This window comes from Kitasatospora sp. NPDC041917, from assembly GCF_055589745.1.
Map to the genome: position 1 here is coordinate 51,055 of NZ_JBVJBI010000014.1, position 17,566 is coordinate 68,620.

16 protein-coding genes are annotated in these 17,566 nt (G+C 72.9%); 8 read left to right on the forward strand and 8 right to left on the reverse strand.

Annotated features, from left to right (window positions below):
- The first annotated feature begins 175 nt into the window (after positions 1–175).
- Positions 176–1,396, forward strand: coding sequence for a sensor histidine kinase (locus tag ACZ6EM_RS19125; protein ID WP_452179063.1), 1,221 nt, complete (start codon positions 176–178; stop codon positions 1,394–1,396).
- A 136-nt stretch (positions 1,397–1,532) separates the two neighbouring features.
- On the opposite strand, the gene ACZ6EM_RS19130 is transcribed toward ACZ6EM_RS19125, so the two are convergent.
- Positions 1,533–2,663: a S1C family serine protease gene (locus ACZ6EM_RS19130; protein WP_465772859.1), complete on the reverse strand. Its 1,131-nt coding sequence runs from the start codon at positions 2,661–2,663 to the stop codon at positions 1,533–1,535.
- A 175-nt stretch (positions 2,664–2,838) separates the two neighbouring features.
- Between ACZ6EM_RS19130 and galE the strand changes: the two genes are divergently transcribed.
- Positions 2,839–3,825, forward strand: a complete 987-nt coding sequence (gene galE, locus ACZ6EM_RS19135) for a UDP-glucose 4-epimerase GalE (protein ID WP_465772831.1) — start codon at positions 2,839–2,841, stop codon at positions 3,823–3,825.
- 58 nt (positions 3,826–3,883) lie between these two features.
- Here the strand turns inward: galE and ACZ6EM_RS19140 are convergent, their stop codons facing one another.
- On the reverse strand, positions 3,884–6,286 hold the full coding sequence (locus tag ACZ6EM_RS19140) for an outer membrane protein assembly factor BamB family protein (protein ID WP_465772832.1): 2,403 nt from the start codon (positions 6,284–6,286) through the stop codon (positions 3,884–3,886).
- A 448-nt stretch (positions 6,287–6,734) separates the two neighbouring features.
- On the opposite strand from ACZ6EM_RS19140, the gene ACZ6EM_RS19145 reads away from it, so the two are divergent.
- Positions 6,735–7,382, forward strand: a complete 648-nt coding sequence (locus ACZ6EM_RS19145; RefSeq protein WP_224284690.1) for a TetR family transcriptional regulator — start codon at positions 6,735–6,737, stop codon at positions 7,380–7,382.
- Between the two features lie 261 nt (positions 7,383–7,643).
- On the opposite strand, the gene ACZ6EM_RS19150 is transcribed toward ACZ6EM_RS19145, so the two are convergent.
- The 6 genes from ACZ6EM_RS19150 to ACZ6EM_RS19175 form a co-directional block, all read right to left on the reverse strand.
- Positions 7,644–8,591, reverse strand: coding sequence for a beta-ketoacyl-ACP synthase III (locus ACZ6EM_RS19150; RefSeq protein WP_380351308.1), 948 nt, complete (start codon positions 8,589–8,591; stop codon positions 7,644–7,646).
- Between the two features lie 122 nt (positions 8,592–8,713).
- On the reverse strand, positions 8,714–9,991 hold the full coding sequence (locus ACZ6EM_RS19155) for a L,D-transpeptidase family protein (RefSeq protein WP_401051307.1): 1,278 nt from the start codon (positions 9,989–9,991) through the stop codon (positions 8,714–8,716).
- A gap of 127 nt (positions 9,992–10,118) precedes the next feature.
- Complete coding sequence (mqnE, locus tag ACZ6EM_RS19160; RefSeq protein WP_401051306.1) at positions 10,119–11,282, reverse strand: aminofutalosine synthase MqnE; 1,164 nt, start codon at positions 11,280–11,282, stop codon at positions 10,119–10,121.
- A gap of 52 nt (positions 11,283–11,334) precedes the next feature.
- Positions 11,335–12,297: a threonine ammonia-lyase gene (locus ACZ6EM_RS19165; protein ID WP_359902870.1), complete on the reverse strand. Its 963-nt coding sequence runs from the start codon at positions 12,295–12,297 to the stop codon at positions 11,335–11,337.
- A 3-nt stretch (positions 12,298–12,300) separates the two neighbouring features.
- Positions 12,301–12,759 carry an Lrp/AsnC family transcriptional regulator gene (locus ACZ6EM_RS19170; RefSeq protein ID WP_030055719.1) on the reverse strand — a complete coding sequence of 153 codons (459 nt, stop codon included), beginning with the start codon at positions 12,757–12,759 and terminating at the stop codon, positions 12,301–12,303.
- Between the two features lie 119 nt (positions 12,760–12,878).
- The gene (locus ACZ6EM_RS19175; protein ID WP_359902867.1) at positions 12,879–13,553 is read right to left on the reverse strand and encodes a UbiX family flavin prenyltransferase; all 675 of its coding nucleotides are present in this window, start codon (positions 13,551–13,553) and stop codon (positions 12,879–12,881) included.
- A 91-nt stretch (positions 13,554–13,644) separates the two neighbouring features.
- On the opposite strand from ACZ6EM_RS19175, the gene ACZ6EM_RS19180 reads away from it, so the two are divergent.
- The 5 genes from ACZ6EM_RS19180 (at position 13,645) to ACZ6EM_RS19200 (ending at position 17,544) form a co-directional block, all read left to right on the forward strand.
- Entirely contained in the window at positions 13,645–14,388 is a 744-nt protein-coding gene (locus ACZ6EM_RS19180; RefSeq protein ID WP_401046999.1) for a cyclase family protein, read from the forward strand.
- 67 nt (positions 14,389–14,455) lie between these two features.
- Positions 14,456–15,172: an MOSC domain-containing protein gene (locus tag ACZ6EM_RS19185; protein WP_465772833.1), complete on the forward strand. Its 717-nt coding sequence runs from the start codon at positions 14,456–14,458 to the stop codon at positions 15,170–15,172.
- Positions 15,173–15,326: 154 nt separating this feature from the next.
- Positions 15,327–15,674, forward strand: a complete 348-nt coding sequence (locus ACZ6EM_RS19190) for a GntR family transcriptional regulator (protein ID WP_401047002.1) — start codon at positions 15,327–15,329, stop codon at positions 15,672–15,674.
- The gene (locus tag ACZ6EM_RS19195; protein ID WP_401046997.1) at positions 15,671–16,555 is read left to right on the forward strand and encodes an ABC transporter ATP-binding protein; all 885 of its coding nucleotides are present in this window, start codon (positions 15,671–15,673) and stop codon (positions 16,553–16,555) included. Before ACZ6EM_RS19190 ends, ACZ6EM_RS19195 begins: the two co-directional genes overlap by 4 nt.
- Positions 16,552–17,544: an ABC transporter permease subunit gene (locus tag ACZ6EM_RS19200; protein ID WP_401046995.1), complete on the forward strand. Its 993-nt coding sequence runs from the start codon at positions 16,552–16,554 to the stop codon at positions 17,542–17,544. Before ACZ6EM_RS19195 ends, ACZ6EM_RS19200 begins: the two co-directional genes overlap by 4 nt.
- The last annotated feature ends 22 nt before the right edge of the window (positions 17,545–17,566 follow it).

Here is a 17,566-nt window from a genome sequence, read left to right on the forward strand (position 1 = left end):
CCGAAACCTGCTCGGTCCGCAAGACGGCCGGTGGACACCGTGGCGGACCGCCGGCGACCGGGCCCGGGGGTGGGGTTAACCCCCGACCGGGAAGATGTATCACCCCCATGGCATCCCCCGCCCGCCGTTCGGGAAGCTTGGTCCAGCCGCACGACGAAGAGGGACGGTAGATCCGATGAAGCCGCTGCACCGCGCCGTGGACGCCATCAAGGAGCAGGACGCTCGGATGGAGCGCCCACCGCTGTACGGCAAGAGGATGTGGCACCAAGTCGGACGACTGCTGCTCAACCTGCCGCTCGGCATCTTCGGCTTCGTGCTGGCCGTGGCCACGCTCTCGGTCGGCCTGGGGATGTCGATCACCGTGATCGGCCTGCCGCTGCTGGCCGGCGGCCTGGCGCTCTCGCGCTCCCTGGGCGCGCTGGGCCGGCGGCGGGCGCGGTCGGCCTACGACTCCGGGATCGACGAGCCGCAGCCGGTGGAACCGCGCCGCCCGGGGATGGTCGGCTACACCATCGCCCAGCTCACCGACCTGCTGAACTGGCGCTCGGCGCTCTACAACGTGCTGATGCTGCCCTGGGGCGTGCTCAGCTTCGCGCTGACCCTGATCTCGGTGATCGCGCTCTGGCCGGTGCTGCCCTGGGTGGTCCGCGGGCTGGCCGCGGTGGACCGCATCCTGATCGAGTCGCTGCTCTTCCCGGGCGCCCTGGCCGAGCGGGTGCGCGAGCTGGAGGACGACCGCGGCACCGTGGTCGACACCGCCGCCGCCGACCTGCGCCGGATCGAGCGCGACCTGCACGACGGGGCCCAGGCCCGGCTGGTCGCGCTGGCGATGGACCTCGGCATGGCCAAGGAGCGGCTGCGCGAGGTGGAGTCCGAGGACGACATGGCGGCCGCCGCCAGGATGGTCGACAACGCCCACGGCGAGGTGAAGCTGGCCCTCCAGGAGCTGCGCGACCTGGCCCGCGGCATCCACCCGGCGGTGCTCACCGACCGCGGCCTGGACGCCGCGCTGTCCTCGGTCGCCGCCCGCTGCACCGTCCCCGGCGGGGTCCGGGTGAACGTCGACCTGACCGGCCCGGACGGGCAGCCCGAGCGCCCCGACTCGGCGGTCGAGGGCATCGCCTACTTCACCGTCAGCGAGTTGCTGACCAACGTCTCCAAGCACGCCGGCGCCCGCTCGGCCTCGGTCGAGGTCTGGCGCTCGGAGCACCAGCTGATGGTGCTGGTCCAGGACGACGGCAAGGGCGGCGCGGCCCCCTACCCGGGCAGCGGACTGGCCGGGCTGGCCGAGCGGATCCGCGCGGTGGACGGGGTCTTCCTGGTGGACAGCCCCGAGGGCGGCCCGACCACCGTCACCGTCGAGCTGCCCTGGCGCACCCGCGCCGCCCGCCGCTGAGCGCCCCCTCCCCCCGGACACGGCAGGGCGCCGGGACCTCGTCGAGGCGGAGACGAGGTCCCGGCGCCGGTCCGGTACGGCACCCGGCCCGCTGAACCCTTGCGCGGCGTGCGGCCCGGCGTCCCCGTACCGGGGCTCAGGGCGAGGTCTGGGCGGCTGCCAGCTCTCCGAGGGTGACGTCGGCGGTCTTGGTGGCGCCGTTGCGGGTGTAGGTGACGGTGACCTTGGTGCCCGGGCTGAGCGAGGCGAGCGCGGTGGTGAGCGCGTTCAGCGAGTCCACCTGGGTGTCGCCGATCTTGGTGATGACGTCCCCGGCCTGGAGCCCCGCCGAGGCCGCCGCCCCGCCCGGGGTGACCTCCACGATGACCGCGCCGGAGGGCTGGAACTGCTGGTTGAAGCTGGTCCGGGCGGTGATGCCGAGCGCGGCCCGGCCGGAGTTGGTCACCTTGCCCTGCTTGATCAGCTGGTCGGCGATGTTGGTGATGGTGCTCGCCGGGATGGCGAAGCCGATGCCGGGGGCGGCGGCGCCGTTGGTCTGCGGCTCGGTCGCGGCGAGGGTGTTGATGCCGATCACCTTGCTGTCCAGGTCGGCCAGCGCACCGCCGCTGTTGCCCGGGTTGATCGCCGCCGAGGTCTGCACCATGTTGCTGATCGTGGCGCCCGGCGACCCCGGCCCCTGGGGCTCGGAGACGGTCCGCCCGATGGCCGAGACGATGCCCTGGGTGACGCTGCTGGAGAGGCCCAGCGGGCTGCCCATGGCGAGGGTGATCTGGCCGATCTGGACCTTGCCCGAATCGCCGAAGCTGGCCGGCTTGAGACCGCTCGGCGGGTTGTTCAGCCGGATCACCGCGAGGTCGGAGTCGGGGTAGCTGGCGACCAGGCCGGCGTCCAGCGCCGTGGTGCTGTTGGCGAGGGTCACCGTGAAGGTGGTCGCGGTGCCGACCACGTGGGCGTTGGTGACGATGTCACCCTTGTCGTCGTAGACGATCCCGGACCCGAGGCTGTCGCCGGTGGTGATCTGCACCACGGAGGGCAGCACGTTGGCGATCACCGCCTGGTAGGCGTCCTGCAACTGGATCCCGCCGTTCGACTGGCCGGACGACGAGGCGGCCTGCGGGGAGCCGGCCGCCGGGGACGAACCGGTGGCGGCGACGGTGGACGAGGAGGACGTGCCGCTGCTGCACCCGGCCAGTGCCAGCACGGCCGCCAGCGCCACCGCGACGGCCCCCGGCAGCCGCCCGCCCGGCGGCCGCGGCCCGGCGGGCAGGGGGTTGGCGTGTTCCTTGTGACGGCGCACCTGGCTGCCTCCGATTCGTCACCGCGCCGAACGGGCGCAGGTGTGGACGCACGGAAATCCTGCTCAGCTTTTCACCGTTTTGTCCGCTTTGCGGCCTCGACTCGCCCGAACGTGGCGATCGAATCCGAACGCCTAGGATCGGCACATGACTTGGTTGATCACCGGCGGTGCCGGATACATCGGCGGACACGTCGTCCGACAGCTGCTCGACGCCGGGGAGCGCGTCGCCGTCCTGGACGACCTCAGCACCGGCGACGCCTCCCGGCTGCCGGCCGGCGTCCCCCTGATCGAGGGCTCCACCCTGGACCGCGCCGCCCTGGACGCCGCGATCCGCGAACACGGCGTCGAGGGCATCCTGCACTTCGCCGCCAAGAAGCAGGTCGGCGAGTCCGTCGAGCAGCCCTTCCTGTACTACCGCGAGAACATGATCGGCCTCCAGACCGTCCTGGAGGCCGCCGCCGAGGGCGGGGTGAAGCGCTTCCTCTTCTCCTCCTCCGCCGCGGTCTACGGCATGCCGGACGTCGACCTGGTCACCGAGTCCACGCCCTGCGCCCCGATGAGCCCGTACGGCGAGACCAAGCTGGCCGGCGAGTGGCTGGTCGCCGCGGCCGGCAAGGCCCACGGCATGTCCACCGTGGCCCTGCGCTACTTCAACGTGGCCGGCGCCGCCTCCCCCGAGCTCTCCGACGCCGGGGTGTTCAACCTGATCCCGATGGTCTTCGAGCGGCTCACCGCCGGCGAGGCCCCGCGGATCTTCGGCGACGACTACCGGACCCCGGACGGCACCTGCGTCCGCGACTTCATCCACGTCTCCGACATCGCCTCGGCGCACGTGGCGGCCGCCCAGCGGATGGCCGCCGACCCGGCCGGCGCGACCTCCCTGGTGCTGAACATCGGCCGCGGCGAGGGCGTCAGCGTCAAGGAGATGCTGGAGGTGATCGGCAAGGTCACCGGCTACGACACCGCCGCCGAGGTGACCCCGCGCCGCGCCGGCGACCCGGCCCGCGTGGTGGCCTCCGCCGACCTGATCCACCGCGAGCTGGGCTGGACCGCCCGTCACGACGTGACGGAGATGGTCTCCTCCGCGTGGGACGGCTGGTGCAGCCGCCACCCCGGGGCCCGCAAGGCCTGAGGCACGACCCGGCGCCGCCGCTCCGGCGGCGCCGACCCGGCGGTGTCCGCCCCGCGGTTCAGCGGGCGGGCACCGCCGTGCCGTAGAAGGCGTCCAGCGCGTACACGCAGCGGTCCTTGGAGCCGACGAAGACCCGGCCGCCGACCGCCACCGGCGAGCCGGTGAGCTCGCCCTTGGTGCCGAGCTCCCAGCGCAGCTGACCGCTCGCCAGGTCCAGGGTGTGCAGCGAGTGGTCCCGGCTGCCCAGGTGCACCAGGCCGTCGGCCACCGCCGGGGAGCCGACGATCTCCCCGCGGGCGGTGTAGCGCCAGCGCTCCCGGCCGCCGGCCGCCTCGAAGGCGTACAGCACCTCGCCGTTGCCGACCAGCACCATGCCGTCCGCGACCACCACCGGGTCGGCGCCCTGGCGGCGGCCGGTGACCCCGCGCCAGCGGTCCAGGCCGGTGGCCGCGTCCAGCGCGTAGACCGTGCCCAGGTAGTCGGCCACGTAGACCGCGTCGGAGTCCAGGGCGGGCGGGGTGAACAGCACCACCGGGGCCTCGAAGCGCCAGCGCTCCGCCCCGCTGGCGGCGTCCAGCGCGTACACCCGGGTGCCGGCCGACACGTACAGCACGCCGCCGCGCTCCACCGGCTGCGAGGGCACGTCCTCGCCGACCGGGAAGGACCAGCGCAGGCCCGCGCCGCGCGGGTCGACGCAGCGCAGCCGCCCGCCGCCGTAGTAGTAGGCGGCGCCGCCCACCAGGACCGGGCCGGACTGCGGGTTCTCGTAGTCCGGCTGGGCGTCGTCCGCGCGCCACAGCTCGGCGCCGTTGGCGGCCGAGCGGAGCTGGACGCCGCCGCCCCTGATGCCGCAGCAGAGCACGCCGTCGGCGGCGGAGAGCGAGTAGACCCAGCCGTCCAGCGAGGTGCGCCAGCGCTCGGTGCCGTCCGCGGCGTCCACGGTGTACAGGTGGGGGCCGTCCGCCGCGTGCACCCGTCCGGCGTCCACCGCGAGCGCCCAGGCGACGTCCCGGGTCTTGTAGCGGCGCTCGCCGGAGGCGATGTCCAGCGCGTGCACCTCGAAGCTGGAGACGAAGAGCGTGCCGTCCGCGACCACCGGGGTGCCCCAGACGTCGTTGGACATCCGGAACCGCCAGGGGCGCCAGCGGGCGACCGGCGCGGGCGGCGGGGTGGGGGCCCGGCGGACCCAGTCGGTCGTGGCCGGGGCGGTGCTCGGGCCGGGCTGCTCGTACTCGGCCCGCGGCCCCGGGCCTATCCGCACCGAGGCACCGGACAGCTGCACCTCGACGGAGCCGCCGGTCGGCGCCCGGTGCCGGTTCGGGGAGGCGATCTTCGCGGTCGGGATCTCGGCGTCCGAGTGCGGGCCCGGCTGCGGCAGGCTGTGCACCGGCCCGGCCGGCGGCTGGGCGTGCCGCCCGCCCGGGTTGGTGCGCGGGTCGGCCGGGCCGAGGTGCTGCGGCGGGACGTGCGCGGGCGGGACGTGCGCGGGCGGGACGTGCGCGGGCGGGCCCTGGGGATGCGGGGGCGGCTGGGCCGGGCCGGCCGGCGGGCGCGACGGCGGGGCGGCCGGACGGCGGCCCCGCTTGCGCTCGATCAGCTCCAGCGCGTTGGCCGGCAGCCACTCCCCGGCCTCGCCGGAGGCGTCGTCCCGCGAGAAGAGGTGCGGGGCCAGCTCGGTCTGGATCTGCGCCGGGGTGGGCCTGCGCTCGGGGGCCTGCTGCATGCAGGCGCGGACCAGGTCCATCAGCTCCGGCGGCATGCCGGTCAGGTCCGGCTCCTCGCGCAGCAGCTGGAACACCGTCTCGACGGGGTTGGAGCCCCGGTAGGGCGGGTGCCCGGTGGCGCAGAAGACCATCAGCGAGCCGAGCGAGAAGACGTCGCTGGCGCCCCGGACGGTACGGCTGTCCCGGGCCTGCTCGGGGGACATGTAGGCGGGGGTGCCGACCGCGACGTTGGTCATGGTGAGCCGGGTGCTGGACACCCCGGCGGCGATGCCGAAGTCGATCACCTTCGGGCCGTCCTCGACCACCAGGACGTTGGAGGGCTTGAGGTCGCGGTGGATCAGCCCGGCCGCGTGGATGGACTGGAGGGCCTCCGCGATGCCGGCGACCAGCCAGCGGGTGGCCTCCACCGGCAGCGGGCCGCAGTCCTCGACCAGGTCCTCCAGCGAGGGGGCCGGGATGTACGCGGTGGCCAGCCAGGGCACCCGGGCGTCCGCGTCCGCGTCCACCACGGCCGCCGTGTAGAAGCCGCCGACCGTCTTGGCCGCCGCGATCTCCCGGGCGAAGCGGACCCGGAACAGCTCGTCCTCGGCCAGCTCACCCCGCACGGTCTTGATGGCCACCCGCCGCCCCGACGCGGAACGCGCCAGGTAGACCAGTCCCATCCCACCCGCGCCGAGCCGCCCCAGCACCTCGAAGGGCCCGATCCGCCTCGGATCGTGCGCCGTCAGCTGGTCCACTCCGCTGCCACCTCCCCGTTGTCCGCACCCGCCGCGTGGTGCCGGACCCGATTCTCCAATGCCGTCCTACGCATATCCAACCTCCCCCACCCCCCGGAACCCGTCGTCCGGGCCCGGACGACGCCCCGTACAGCCCTCTGACCAGCGAGGACGGAACGGCCGGATCCTGACGCCCGCTCCGGGGGCGGCTTGCGCCCGGAGCCCCGGACCGTCCACTTCCGGACGGGACCGCACCCTTCGGCCGTCGTCACGCTCTGTCACCCAACCACCCCTCAGCGGACTCGCCGTCACGCTGTGAGGTCAAAAGCACACGGGGGGGCTTCAACAGGGGCTTCGGAGCCCGGTGAATATCCGTCCGAAGTGGTTCATGCCGCTATACCAACCCCCGTGCGGAGTAATAGTCGCATCACCGAATCGCGCCAAGATCGTGCCACGGTAAGCTGACGGCATGACAGGACAAGTTCGCACCGTCGACGGTCGCGTCGCCGGGCGACGCGGACAGGAGACGCGGCAGAAGCTGCTCGATTGCCTCCGCGAGATGCTCAGCACGTCGCCCTATCGGGACGTCAAGGTCATCGACGTCGCCCGTATGGCGGGTACCTCCCCCGCGACCTTCTACCAGTACTTCCCGGATGTCGAGGGCGCTGTCCTCGAAATCGCCGAGGAAATGGCCAAGGACGCCGACCAGCTCAAAGAGCTGGTGGCCGGAAAGTCCTGGGCAGGGAAGTCCGGACCGACCACTTCGGAAGAACTGGTCGACGGATTCCTCGCCTTCTGGCGCAAGAACGACGCCATTCTCCGAGTGGTCACGCTCGGTGCCGCCGAAGGGGACAAGCGGTTCTTCAAGATCCGCATGACGGTCCTCAACGCGGTCGCCAAGCCACTCGCGGAGGCCGTCAAGGAACTCCAGGCGAAGGGTCAGGCCGACAAGTCGCTCGATCCGAACGCCGTGGCCGGGGCCCTGGTCTCGCTGCTCGCCTCGGCGGCCGAGCACCAGAAGGCCTTCACCTCCTGGGGCGTCAAGGTCAAGGACCTCAAGCCCAACCTCGCTCCCCTGGTGTACCTGGGCGTCACCGGCAAGAAGGCGCCCAAGTAGGACCGTTCTCCGACCCATCATCCGCTCCGCGCGCAGCCCCGGCCTCCTGTCCGGGGAACGACGGACGGCGGCCGTGTCCTCGGGGGAGGTCCGCCGACGTACCGCACGCGCGCCAGACATGCCGGTGGGCGGGCACCCGGGACAGGGTGCCCGCCCACCGGCATGTCCGGGGTTCGGACGGGGTGCGGCCCCGGGACGGCGTCGTGGTGCCGTTCCGGGGCCCTTGCGGAGCCGTTCAGGGGGCCGTGCGGCGCCGTGGGGTCAGGGGCAGCGCACGACCTGGCCGGCGTAGGCCAGGCCCCCGCCGAAGCCGAAAAGCAGGACCGGGTCGCCGGGCGAGAGCTCGCCGCGCTCGACCAGCTTGGAGAAGGCCAGCGGGATGGAGGCGGCCGAGGTGTTGCCCGAGTGGACCACGTCCCGGGCCACCACCGCGTCCTCGCCGAGCCCCAGCTTGCGGGCGATCGTGTCGATGATCCGCAGGTTGGCCTGGTGCGGGACGAAGCCCTTCAGCTCGGACGGGTCGATCCCGGCCCGCTCGCAGGCCTGGCGGGCCAGCGGGGCGAGCTGGGTGGTGGCCCAGCGGAAGACCGCCTGGCCCTGCTGGCTGATCACCGGGTCCCAGCCGGTGATCACCACGGCGTCGCCCCGCTCCGGCTCGGAGCCCCAGACCACCGGCCCGATGCCGGGCTCGCCGCCCTCCTCCTGGGCCTCGATCACCGCGGCGCCGGCGCCGTCGCCGAAGATCACGCAGGTGGAGCGGTCGGTCCAGTCGAGCGTGTCGGACATCCGCTCGGCGCCGATCACCAGGGCGCGGCGGGCCGAGCCGGCCCGGATCGCGTGGTCGGCGGTGGCCAGGGCGTACGAGAAGCCGGAGCAGACCGTGTTGATGTCGTACGCGGCGGGCGAGCGCACGCCCAGCCGGGCGGCCACCGCGGCGGCGGTGTTGGGGCTGCGCTCGATCGCGGTGCAGGTGGCGACCACGACGAGGTCGATCTCCTCGGCGGTCCGGCCGCTGTTGGCGAGGGCCTTCTGCGCCGCCTCGGTGGCGAGGTCGACCAGGCTCTCCTCCTCGGCGATGTGCCGGGTGCGGATGCCCACACGGGTGCGGATCCACTCGTCGTCGGTGTCGACGAGCCCCGCCAGGTCGGCGTTGGAGAGGACCTTGGGGGGCTGGTAGTGCCCGAGTGCCACAATGCGAGAACCGCTCATACTGCCATGGAACCGGGTTACCCGCTGGTCAGCATGGTATGACCGGCGACAGGATCCGCCCCCTCGATCTGTAGGAGGTGGACAAGGGGCCTTGGGGGGCCCGGGTTCCGCGTACGCCGAGGTCAGGCGGCCAGCGCGGCGGTGTCGCCCATCACGATGACCGGGTGGGCCGCCGGGTCCAGGGTGCGGATCAGCTGGGCCATCTTGTCCTCGGGGATCGACACGCAGCCGTGGGTCGGGCCGTCGTGGTCCACGTGGAGCCAGATGCCGCCGCCCTTCTTGGAGCCCATCGGGCGGCGCGTGTCGAGCGGGGAGTTGCCGGCGACGCGGTTGTAGTTGATCGCGACCACGTAGTCGAAGGAGCCGGCCAGCTGGTCCCCGAAGAAGCCCGTGCCGGAGACCACGAAGCTCGGGTCCTTGTCGTACGGGAGCTTGCTGCCCGGGTCCGCCTTGCGGCCGCCCGCGTCGGTGAGGTTGAACACGCCGATCGGGCTGCGCAGGTCGCCCTCGTTGTGGTCGGTGGTCCAGCCGTTCTTGCCGTTGTGGCCCTGCCAGGTCTCGCCGGCCAGCCAGCGGCCCTCGGAGGTGCGGGTCCAGAGGGTGACGGCGTTCTTGTCGGTGTTCTTGTCCTGGCCGGAGGCGACCACGACCTGGGTGGTCTCGGCGGGTATCTGCGCGGTGAACTTCGCGCCGAGGCCGGGTATCGCGGCGACCGAGCCGTCCGTACGGGTCTGGCTGCGGTCGGCGGCCGGGGCCGCGGCCTGCCGGTCGGAGGCGGCCTGGGCGGCCGCGGGGGCCGGGCCGGGCTGGTCGGGCTTGCTGACGCCCTCCGGGCCGGGGCCGTCGGCGGCGGTGATGCCGGGCTTGGCGCCGTCCTGGCCGACGGCGTACCAGCCGGCGGTGGCGGCGACCAGCAGCGCGGTGCCGGCCATCACGGCCTTGCCGTGACGTTTCTGCTTGGCCTTGCGCCGCCGTCCCCGCGCGGCCGTCCGGCCACCCGCCACGGGCGCGGCGGCGAGCACCACGGGCGCGGCCTCGTAGCGGGCCTCGGACGCGGGTTCGTGGACGGGCTCGTGACGGGCGTCGGGCACGGGCTCGTAGCGGGCCTCGGGAACGGCTTCGTGAACGGGCTCGGCCCGGTAGACGGACTCGGCCTCGTAGCCGGGCTCGGCCGGGTACTGGACGGGCTCGGCCTCGTACGGCTGGAACGGCTGCCGGTACGCCTCGTAGTACCCGTCGGGGGCCTGCTCGTACGGCTGGTACTGGCCGTAGTAGGCGTCCTGCTGAACCGGCTGCTGGTACGGCTGGAAGCTCTCGTACTGCTGCTGCGGCATCAGGTCGACCGGCTCCTGCGTCGGCTGGTACGGCGGGTACGCGGTGGCACGATCAGAACCGGACATGCCGTCGATCCTGCCAAACGCCGTACCCGTTGGTAAACCCGGGCCCCGTGCGGAGGCCGTGAAGACAACCGCCGCCCGGGCCGACGGACGGCCGGGGCGGCGGAGGACTTCACGGACCGGAACGGGGTCAGAGGCGCATCGCCTGCGGGGACTCACGGCGCATCGGGTCCGGGCCGTCGTACTCGCGGATGACCTCGTAGCGGGTGTTGCGCTCCACCGGGCGGAAGCCCGCGTCGCGGATCAGCCCGAGCAGGTCGTCGCGGCCGAGCTTGTTCGGGGTGCCGAAGTTGTCCGCGTCGTGGGTGATCTTGTACTCGACCACCGAGCCGTCCATGTCGTCCGCGCCGTGGCTGAGCGCCAGCTGGGCGGTGGCGACGCCGTGCATCACCCAGAAGACCTTGACGTGCGGGACGTTGTCGAAGAGCAGCCGGGAGACCGCGAAGGTCTTCAGCGCCTCGGCGCCGGTGGCCATCTCGGTGCGGGCCATCAGCTTGTTGCGCACGACGCCGTCCTTGGAGTCGTGGAAGTCGTGCTGGTAGCGCAACGGGATGAAGACCTGGAAGCCGCCGGTCTCGTCCTGGAGCTCGCGCAGCCGCAGCACGTGGTCCACCCGGTGGCGGGGCTCCTCGATGTGGCCGTACAGCATGGTGGCCGGCGTCTTGAGGCCCTTGCTGTGCGCGAGGCGGTGGATCCGCGACCAGTCCTCCCAGTGGGTGTCGTGGTCGACGATGTGCTGGCGGACCTCCCAGTCGAAGATCTCCGCGCCGCCGCCGGTCAGCGACTCCAGGCCGGCGTCGATCAGCTCGTCCATGATCTCGTCGGCGGACAGGCCGCTGATCTTCTCGAACCAGTGGATCTCGGTGGCGGTGAAGGCCTTCAGGGAGACGTTCGGCAGCGCCGCCTTCAGCTCCCGCAGCGAGCGCGGGTAGTAGCGCCACGGCAGGGTCGGGTGCAGGCCGTTCACGATGTGCAGCTCGGTGAGGGACTCGCTCTCCATCGCCTTGGCGAGGCGGACGGCCTCCTCGATGCGCATCGTGTACGCGTCCTTCTCGCCCGGCTTGCGCTGGAACGAGCAGTACGCGCAGGACGCGTTGCACACGTTGGTCATGTTGAGGTGGCGGTTGACGTTGAAGTGGACGACGTCGCCGTTCTTCCGCGTCCGCACGTGGTGGGCCAGCCCGCCCAGCCAGGCCAGGTCGTCGCTCTCGTAGAGCGCGATCCCGTCCTCGCGGGTCAGCCGCTCACCCGCGTAGACCTTCGCCTCCAGCTCGCGCTTGAGCCCTGCGTCCATGCGGTGACCCGCCTCCTCCGACATTCGATTCCTTGCCGGAATGAGCGTACGCCTATGCCGAGAGCAGCTCGGCGAGCAGTGTCGGGTCGATGTTGCCACCGCTGACCACGGCCGCCACCGCCTGGCCCCCGGTCTCGGCGGCGCGGTGGAAGTAGGCGGCCGGGGCGACCGCCCCGGAGGGCTCGGCGACCAGCCGGCCGCGGCGGGCCAGCACGGCCACGGTGGCGCGGATCTCGTCCTCGGTGACGGTGACGATGTCGTCCACGTAGGCGGTGACGTGCTCGAACGGCAGCACGCCGAGCGACGGGGTGCGCAGCCCGTCCGCGATGGTCCGGTAGGTGTCGGCGACCGGCCACTCGACCCGGCGGCCGGCGCGCAGGCTGGCCCGGGCGTCGGCGGCCAGCTCGGGCTCCACGCCGATCACCCGGATGCCGGGGCGGGTGAGCTTGAGCGCGGCCGCCGTCCCGCCGATCAGGCCGCCGCCGCTGACCGGCACCAGGACGGTGTCCAGCTCGGCCGGGGCGTCCTCGGCGATCTCCAGGCCGACCGTGCCCTGGCCCGCGATGATGAACGGGTCGTCGTACGGCGGGACCCAGACGTAGCCGTGCTTCCCGGCCAGCTCGGCGGGCAGGGTGTCCCGCTCCTCCGGCGCGACCAGGATCACCTCGGCGCCGAACGAGCGGGTGGCCTCCACCTTCACCGCGGGCGAGGTGTCCGGCATCACGATCACGGCCTTGATGCCGAGCGTCCGGGCCGCGTACGCCACCGCCTGCGCGTGGTTGCCGCTGGACTGGGCGACCACGCCCCGGGCGCGCTCGTCCTCGGTGAGCGCGGCCAGCCGGTTGTAGGCGCCGCGGGTCTTGAACGCCCCGGTCGGCTGGAGGTTCTCGGGCTTCAGCCAGAGCCGCCGTTCCCCCTCGGCCGCCCAGGGAGCGGGAACCAGTGGGGTGCGCACGGCGACCCCCGCGATCCGCTGCCGAGCCGCCCGCAGCTCCTCCAGACCGACCAGCGCCATGCGTCACTCTCCTACAGGAGGAAGTTCACTCACCCGGTTTTCCCACTTCGTGGAGAGTACGACGGTGGTGCGGGTTCGGGCCACGCCCTTCGTGCCCGAGATCCGCTTGACCACCGATTCCAGGCCGGCCACGTCGGCCACCCGGACCTTCAGCATGTACGAGTCGTCACCGGCGATGAACCAGCAGTCCTCGACCTCGTTGAGGTCCTTCAGCCGGAACGCCACGTCCTCGTGGTCCGCGGCGTCGGTGAGCTGAAGGCCGATCAGGGCCGTCACGCCGAAGCCGAGCGAGGCCGGGTTGACCGTCGCCCGGTAGCCGGTGATGACCCCGGCCTGCTCCAGGCGGTTGATCCGGTCCGTGACGCTCGGGCCGGAGAGCCCGACCAGGCGGCCCAACTCGGCGTAGGACGCGCGGCCGTTCTCCCGGAGCGCCTGGATGAGCTGTCTGTCCACCGTGTCCATATACCGTCCGCGTCCTTCCGAACCTCGCCAGACCCACAGATCATTATCCGGATTCAAAGGCGCCCTGCGCCGACCGACCCGGATATCGCAGAGAAGATACTCTCCCGCCCCCGGTCTCCTTACTCCCCCTCAGCCGGAGCGCCGTCGCCGCCGGCCGTCCTGCGGGCGGCCGCGCCCAACTCCCCTTCCCAGCGCAGGTACAGGGAATGCGGCACGTCGACGGCGTCCAGCACCCGCCCGGCCACGAAGTCCACGAGCTCGCGCACGGTGGAGCCGCCGGCGTAGAAACCGGGCGAAGCGGGCAGGACGACCGCCCCCTGCGCGTCGAGCTCCACCAAGTGCTTCAACGTCACCCCGTTGAGTGGTGTCTCGCGCACGCAGACGACGAGCGGGCGGCGCTCCTTGAGGGTGACGCTGGCCACGCGCTGCAGCAGGTCCTTGCTCAGGCCGAGCGCGATCCCGGCCACCGCGCCGGTGGTCGCGGGCACCACGAGCATGCCCTTGGCCGGGTAGGAGCCGCTGGACGGGCCGGCCGCGAAGTCCCCGGCGGGCCAGTAGCGGACGTCGTCCAGGCCCCGGTCGCTCCCGAGCCAGGCGGCCAGGTCGGCGCGCCAGTGGGCGTCCCGGAAGGAGATGCCGGTCTCGTCCAGGATGGTGAGCCGGGCGGCGCGGCTGACGATCAGGTCCACCGCCTCGCCGGCGGCCAGCAGCGCGCGGATCACCGAGGCCGCGTACGGCGTCCCCGACGCGCCCGAGACCCCGACCACCCACGGCTGACGCTTCGCAGTTCCCATGGGGCAATTCTGACCCGCCTCGACCTGCGCGTTCGGCCCGGGCCGGCCGGGAGGGGGTCCAGGAGCCCCGACCCCTGGAAGGATGGGCCGCATGGCAGCGACCCTCGTCGACCTCACCCATCAGGTGACCACCGCGATGCCCGTCTACCCCGGCGACCCGGCCGTCCTGCTGGAGCCCGCGCTCACCACCGCCACCGCCGGGGTGAACGTGCTGGCCCTGCACCTCGGCTCGCAGTCCGGGACGCACGTGGACGCGCCGTACCACGTGGACGTCACCTGGCCGACCCTGGACGGGCTGCCGCTGGAGCGGTTCACCGGCCCGGCCGTGATCGCCGACCTGCGCGGGCTGGAGCCCCGGACGGCCGTCACCCCCGAGTTGCTGGCACCCGCGCTGGAGCGGGCCGCCGAGGGAACCGTCCTGCTGCTGGCCACCGGCTGGGCCCGGCACTGGGGCACCGACGCCTACCTCGCCCACCCCAGCCTGACCCCCGCCGCCGCCGAGGCGATCGTCGCCGCCGGGGTGCGGACGGTCGGGGTGGACGCGCTCAGCGTCGACCCGACCCCCGACCCGGGCCCGGGCGACCCCACGGTGGCCGCCCTGCTCGCCGACCTCACCGACGAGCACGACCACGGCACCGCCGAGGAGCCGACGCTGGCCGCCCACCGGGTGCTGCTGGGGGCGTCCGGCGGCGGGGTGATCGCCGAGAACCTGACCGACCTGCGGCCGCTGCTGGCGGCCCAGGAGGCCGGCCTGCCGGTGGAGGTCTCGCTGTTCCCGCTGCGGCTGGTCGCGGCGGACGGCGCACCCGTGCGGGCGGTGGCCCGGCTGGGCTGAACCGGCGAGTAGACTCCCGAGACTTGGTCTAGACCATCCCCCGTCAACGCCAGTACGCTTTCCGGCCATGGCTGAGATCATCGGAGTGATCGAGCGACTCTGGCGCTACCCCGTGAAGTCCACCGGCGGCGAGCGGCTCGACTCCGTCGAGGTGGACGGACGCGGCCTGGCCGGCGACCGCCTCTACGCCGTCCGCGACGAGGCCGGGAAGCTCGGCTCGGGCAAGAACACCCGCCGCTTCCGCCGGATGGACGGCCTGCTCCGCCTCTCCGCCCGGCTCGGCCACCGGATCGACGGCCCCGAACTGTTCGATCCGCTCGGCCGCCCGGTCGACCGGCCGAACGCCTTCCTGCGCGCCTACCTCCAGCGCGAGGACGTCGAACTCGCCCGCGAGGACGCCGTGTCGCACTTCGACCGGCTGCCGGTCAGCGTGCTCAGCACCGCCACCCTGGACTGGGTCCGCGAGGCCGTCCCCTTCGCCGTGATCGACGAGCGCCGGTTCCGCCCCAACATCGTGCTGCGCACCCCGCCCGGCACCCCGCCGTTCGTCGAGGACGCCTGGCTCGGCCGCCAGGCGTCCGGCGAGGCCCCCGGCAGCGCCCGGCTCTCCTTCGTCGCCTCCAGCGAGCGCTGCGCGATGACGGGCGCCCCGCAGCCCGGACTTCCGCACGCGCCCGAGATCCTCAAGGCCGTCGTGCACGCCCACGACGGGCGGCTGGACGCGCTCGCCGAGGTCGCCGCCCCGGGTCGCCTGCGGGTCGGCGACCGACTGCTCCTGGGCTGACCGCAGCCTTTCGCGTACAACCTACCGTTCGTCAACACCTTTCTCCGATTGACGACTTGACCTTCGCTCACCCATCCTGTCTTACTGTCATAAGACAGGAGAACAACTAGTGATCGAGTTCGTCCTCGACAGCCGCTCGCGGGTCGCCACCTACATGCAACTCGTGCTTCAGGTGAAGCAGGCCCTGCGGGTCGGACTGGCCCGGCCCGGCGACCAACTGCCGAAGGTCCGCGAGGTGGCGCGCACCCTGGCGATCAACCCCAACACCGTCCTCAAGGCCTACCGGGAACTGGAGTTGGAGGGGCTCGCCGAGGGTCGGCCCGGCGTGGGGACCTTCCTGGTCGGCACGCTGGCCGGCCCCGCGCTGGCCAACCAGGCCGAGTTGCGCGAGGACCTGGTGGTCTGGCTGCGCAAGGCCGAGACCGCCGGACTCGCCCACGAGGACATCGCCGCGCTGATCGACACCACGATGCGGGCAACACTCAACAGGGGGAAGACATGACGGAAGTCGCACTGGAAGCACGCGAATTGGGAAAGCGGTACGGCAAGTCCTGGGCACTGGAGGGCTGCTCGCTCCAGCTCCCGGCCGGACGGATCGCCGCACTGGTCGGCCCGAACGGGGCGGGCAAGTCCACCCTGCTGCACCTGGCCGTCGGACTGCTCGAACCGGACGCCGGCGAGGTCCGGGTGTTCGGCCGCGACCCCCGGCAGGGCGTCGCGGCGCTGGCCGGGATCGGATTCGTCGCCCAGGACACCCCGCTCTACCCGGACTTCACCGGGGACGAGCTGATCACCATGGGCGGCAAGCTCAACCACCACTGGGAGGCCGCCCCCGCCCGCGACCGGCTGACCCGCCTCGGCATCCCCCTCGACAAGCCGGTCGGCCGACTGTCCGGCGGCCAACGCGCCCAGGTGGCACTGGCCCTGGCGCTCGCCAAGCAGCCCCGACTGCTGCTGCTGGACGAGCCGGTGGCCGCCCTCGACCCCCTGGCCCGGCACGCGTTCATGCAGGAACTGATGGGCGCCGTCGCCGAGAGCGGCACCACCGTGCTGCTCTCCTCGCACCTGCTCGCCGACCTGGAACGGGTCTGCGACCACCTGGTCGTCCTGAACAGCGCACAGGTCCAACTGACCGGCACTGTGGACGACTTGCTCGCCGAGCACTGCCGGATCACCGGCCCCCGGACCGGCACGGAGTCCGTACCGGGAGTGACCGCCGTCATCCAGGCCAGCCACACCGAGCGCCAGTCCACCCTACTGGTGCGCACCGACGGGCCGGTGGACGAGAACGTCTGGACCGTCCACCCGGTGACCCTGGAGGACCTCGTCCTCGCCTACCTGGGCGCGGGCGACACCCGGTTCTCCCCGGAGGTGGCGGCATGACCTGGCTGATCTGGCGCCAGCACCGCAAGCAACTGTTCTGGACGCTCGCCGCGCTGGCCGCGCTGGCCGCCGTGATGGTGCCCACCGGCCTCGCGATGCGCGGCGCCCTCGACCGCAGCGGCCTCGGCTCCTGCCTCGCCAAGCTCGGCCACGAGAGCCTGCTGACCGGGGGCGGCGGCTGCGAGGGCCTCAACCAGCGCTTCCAGAACCAGTACGGCGGACTCCTCTACGTCGCCGTCCTGTTCGTGCTGCTGCCGGTGCTGGTCGGACTGTTCTTCGGCGCGCCGCTGGTCGCCCGCGAGGTGGAGAACGGCACCCACCGCCTGGTGTGGACCCAGGGGATCAGCCGGCGGCACTGGGTGCTCGCCAAGTTCGGCCTGGTGGGCGGCGCCGCGGTGCTGCTCGCGGTCGCGTACGCGCTGGGCGTGGCCTGGTGGTTCGGCCCCTTCGCGGCCACCGGCCAGGGCCGGCTGGGCTACCTGAGCTTCGACGTCCAGGGCGTCGCCCCGATCGCGTACACCCTGTTCGCGGTGGCGCTCGGCGTGTACACCGGCACGGCGGCCCGCAAGGTGCTGCCCGCGATGGGGATCTCGCTCGCCGCGTTCGCCGCGGTGCGCGTCCTGGTCGAGACGGCGGTCCGCCCGTACCTCCTCCCGGCGAAGACGGCCACGTACGCGGCGGAGAGCGGACTGCTCCCCAACCGCTATGCCGGGGACTGGGTCTTCGACCAGGTGGTGCGCAACGGCGCCGGCGAGACCGTGCTGCACGACGGGCAGATCGGCTGCCCGCCGGCCACGGACCCGGGGGCCGCCGACTGCGCCAGGAACATGGCCGAGCACGGCTTCGGCGCCGGGCCGTACACCAACGCGATGGAGTACCAGCCCGCCGACCGGTTCTGGACCTTCCAGGGGATCGAGTCGGGGCTGTTCCTCGCCCTGACCGCGCTGCTGGTGTTCCTCGCGGTGCGGCGGATCCGGCGGATCTCCTAGGGCGGGCCGGGTGGCCGCGGAC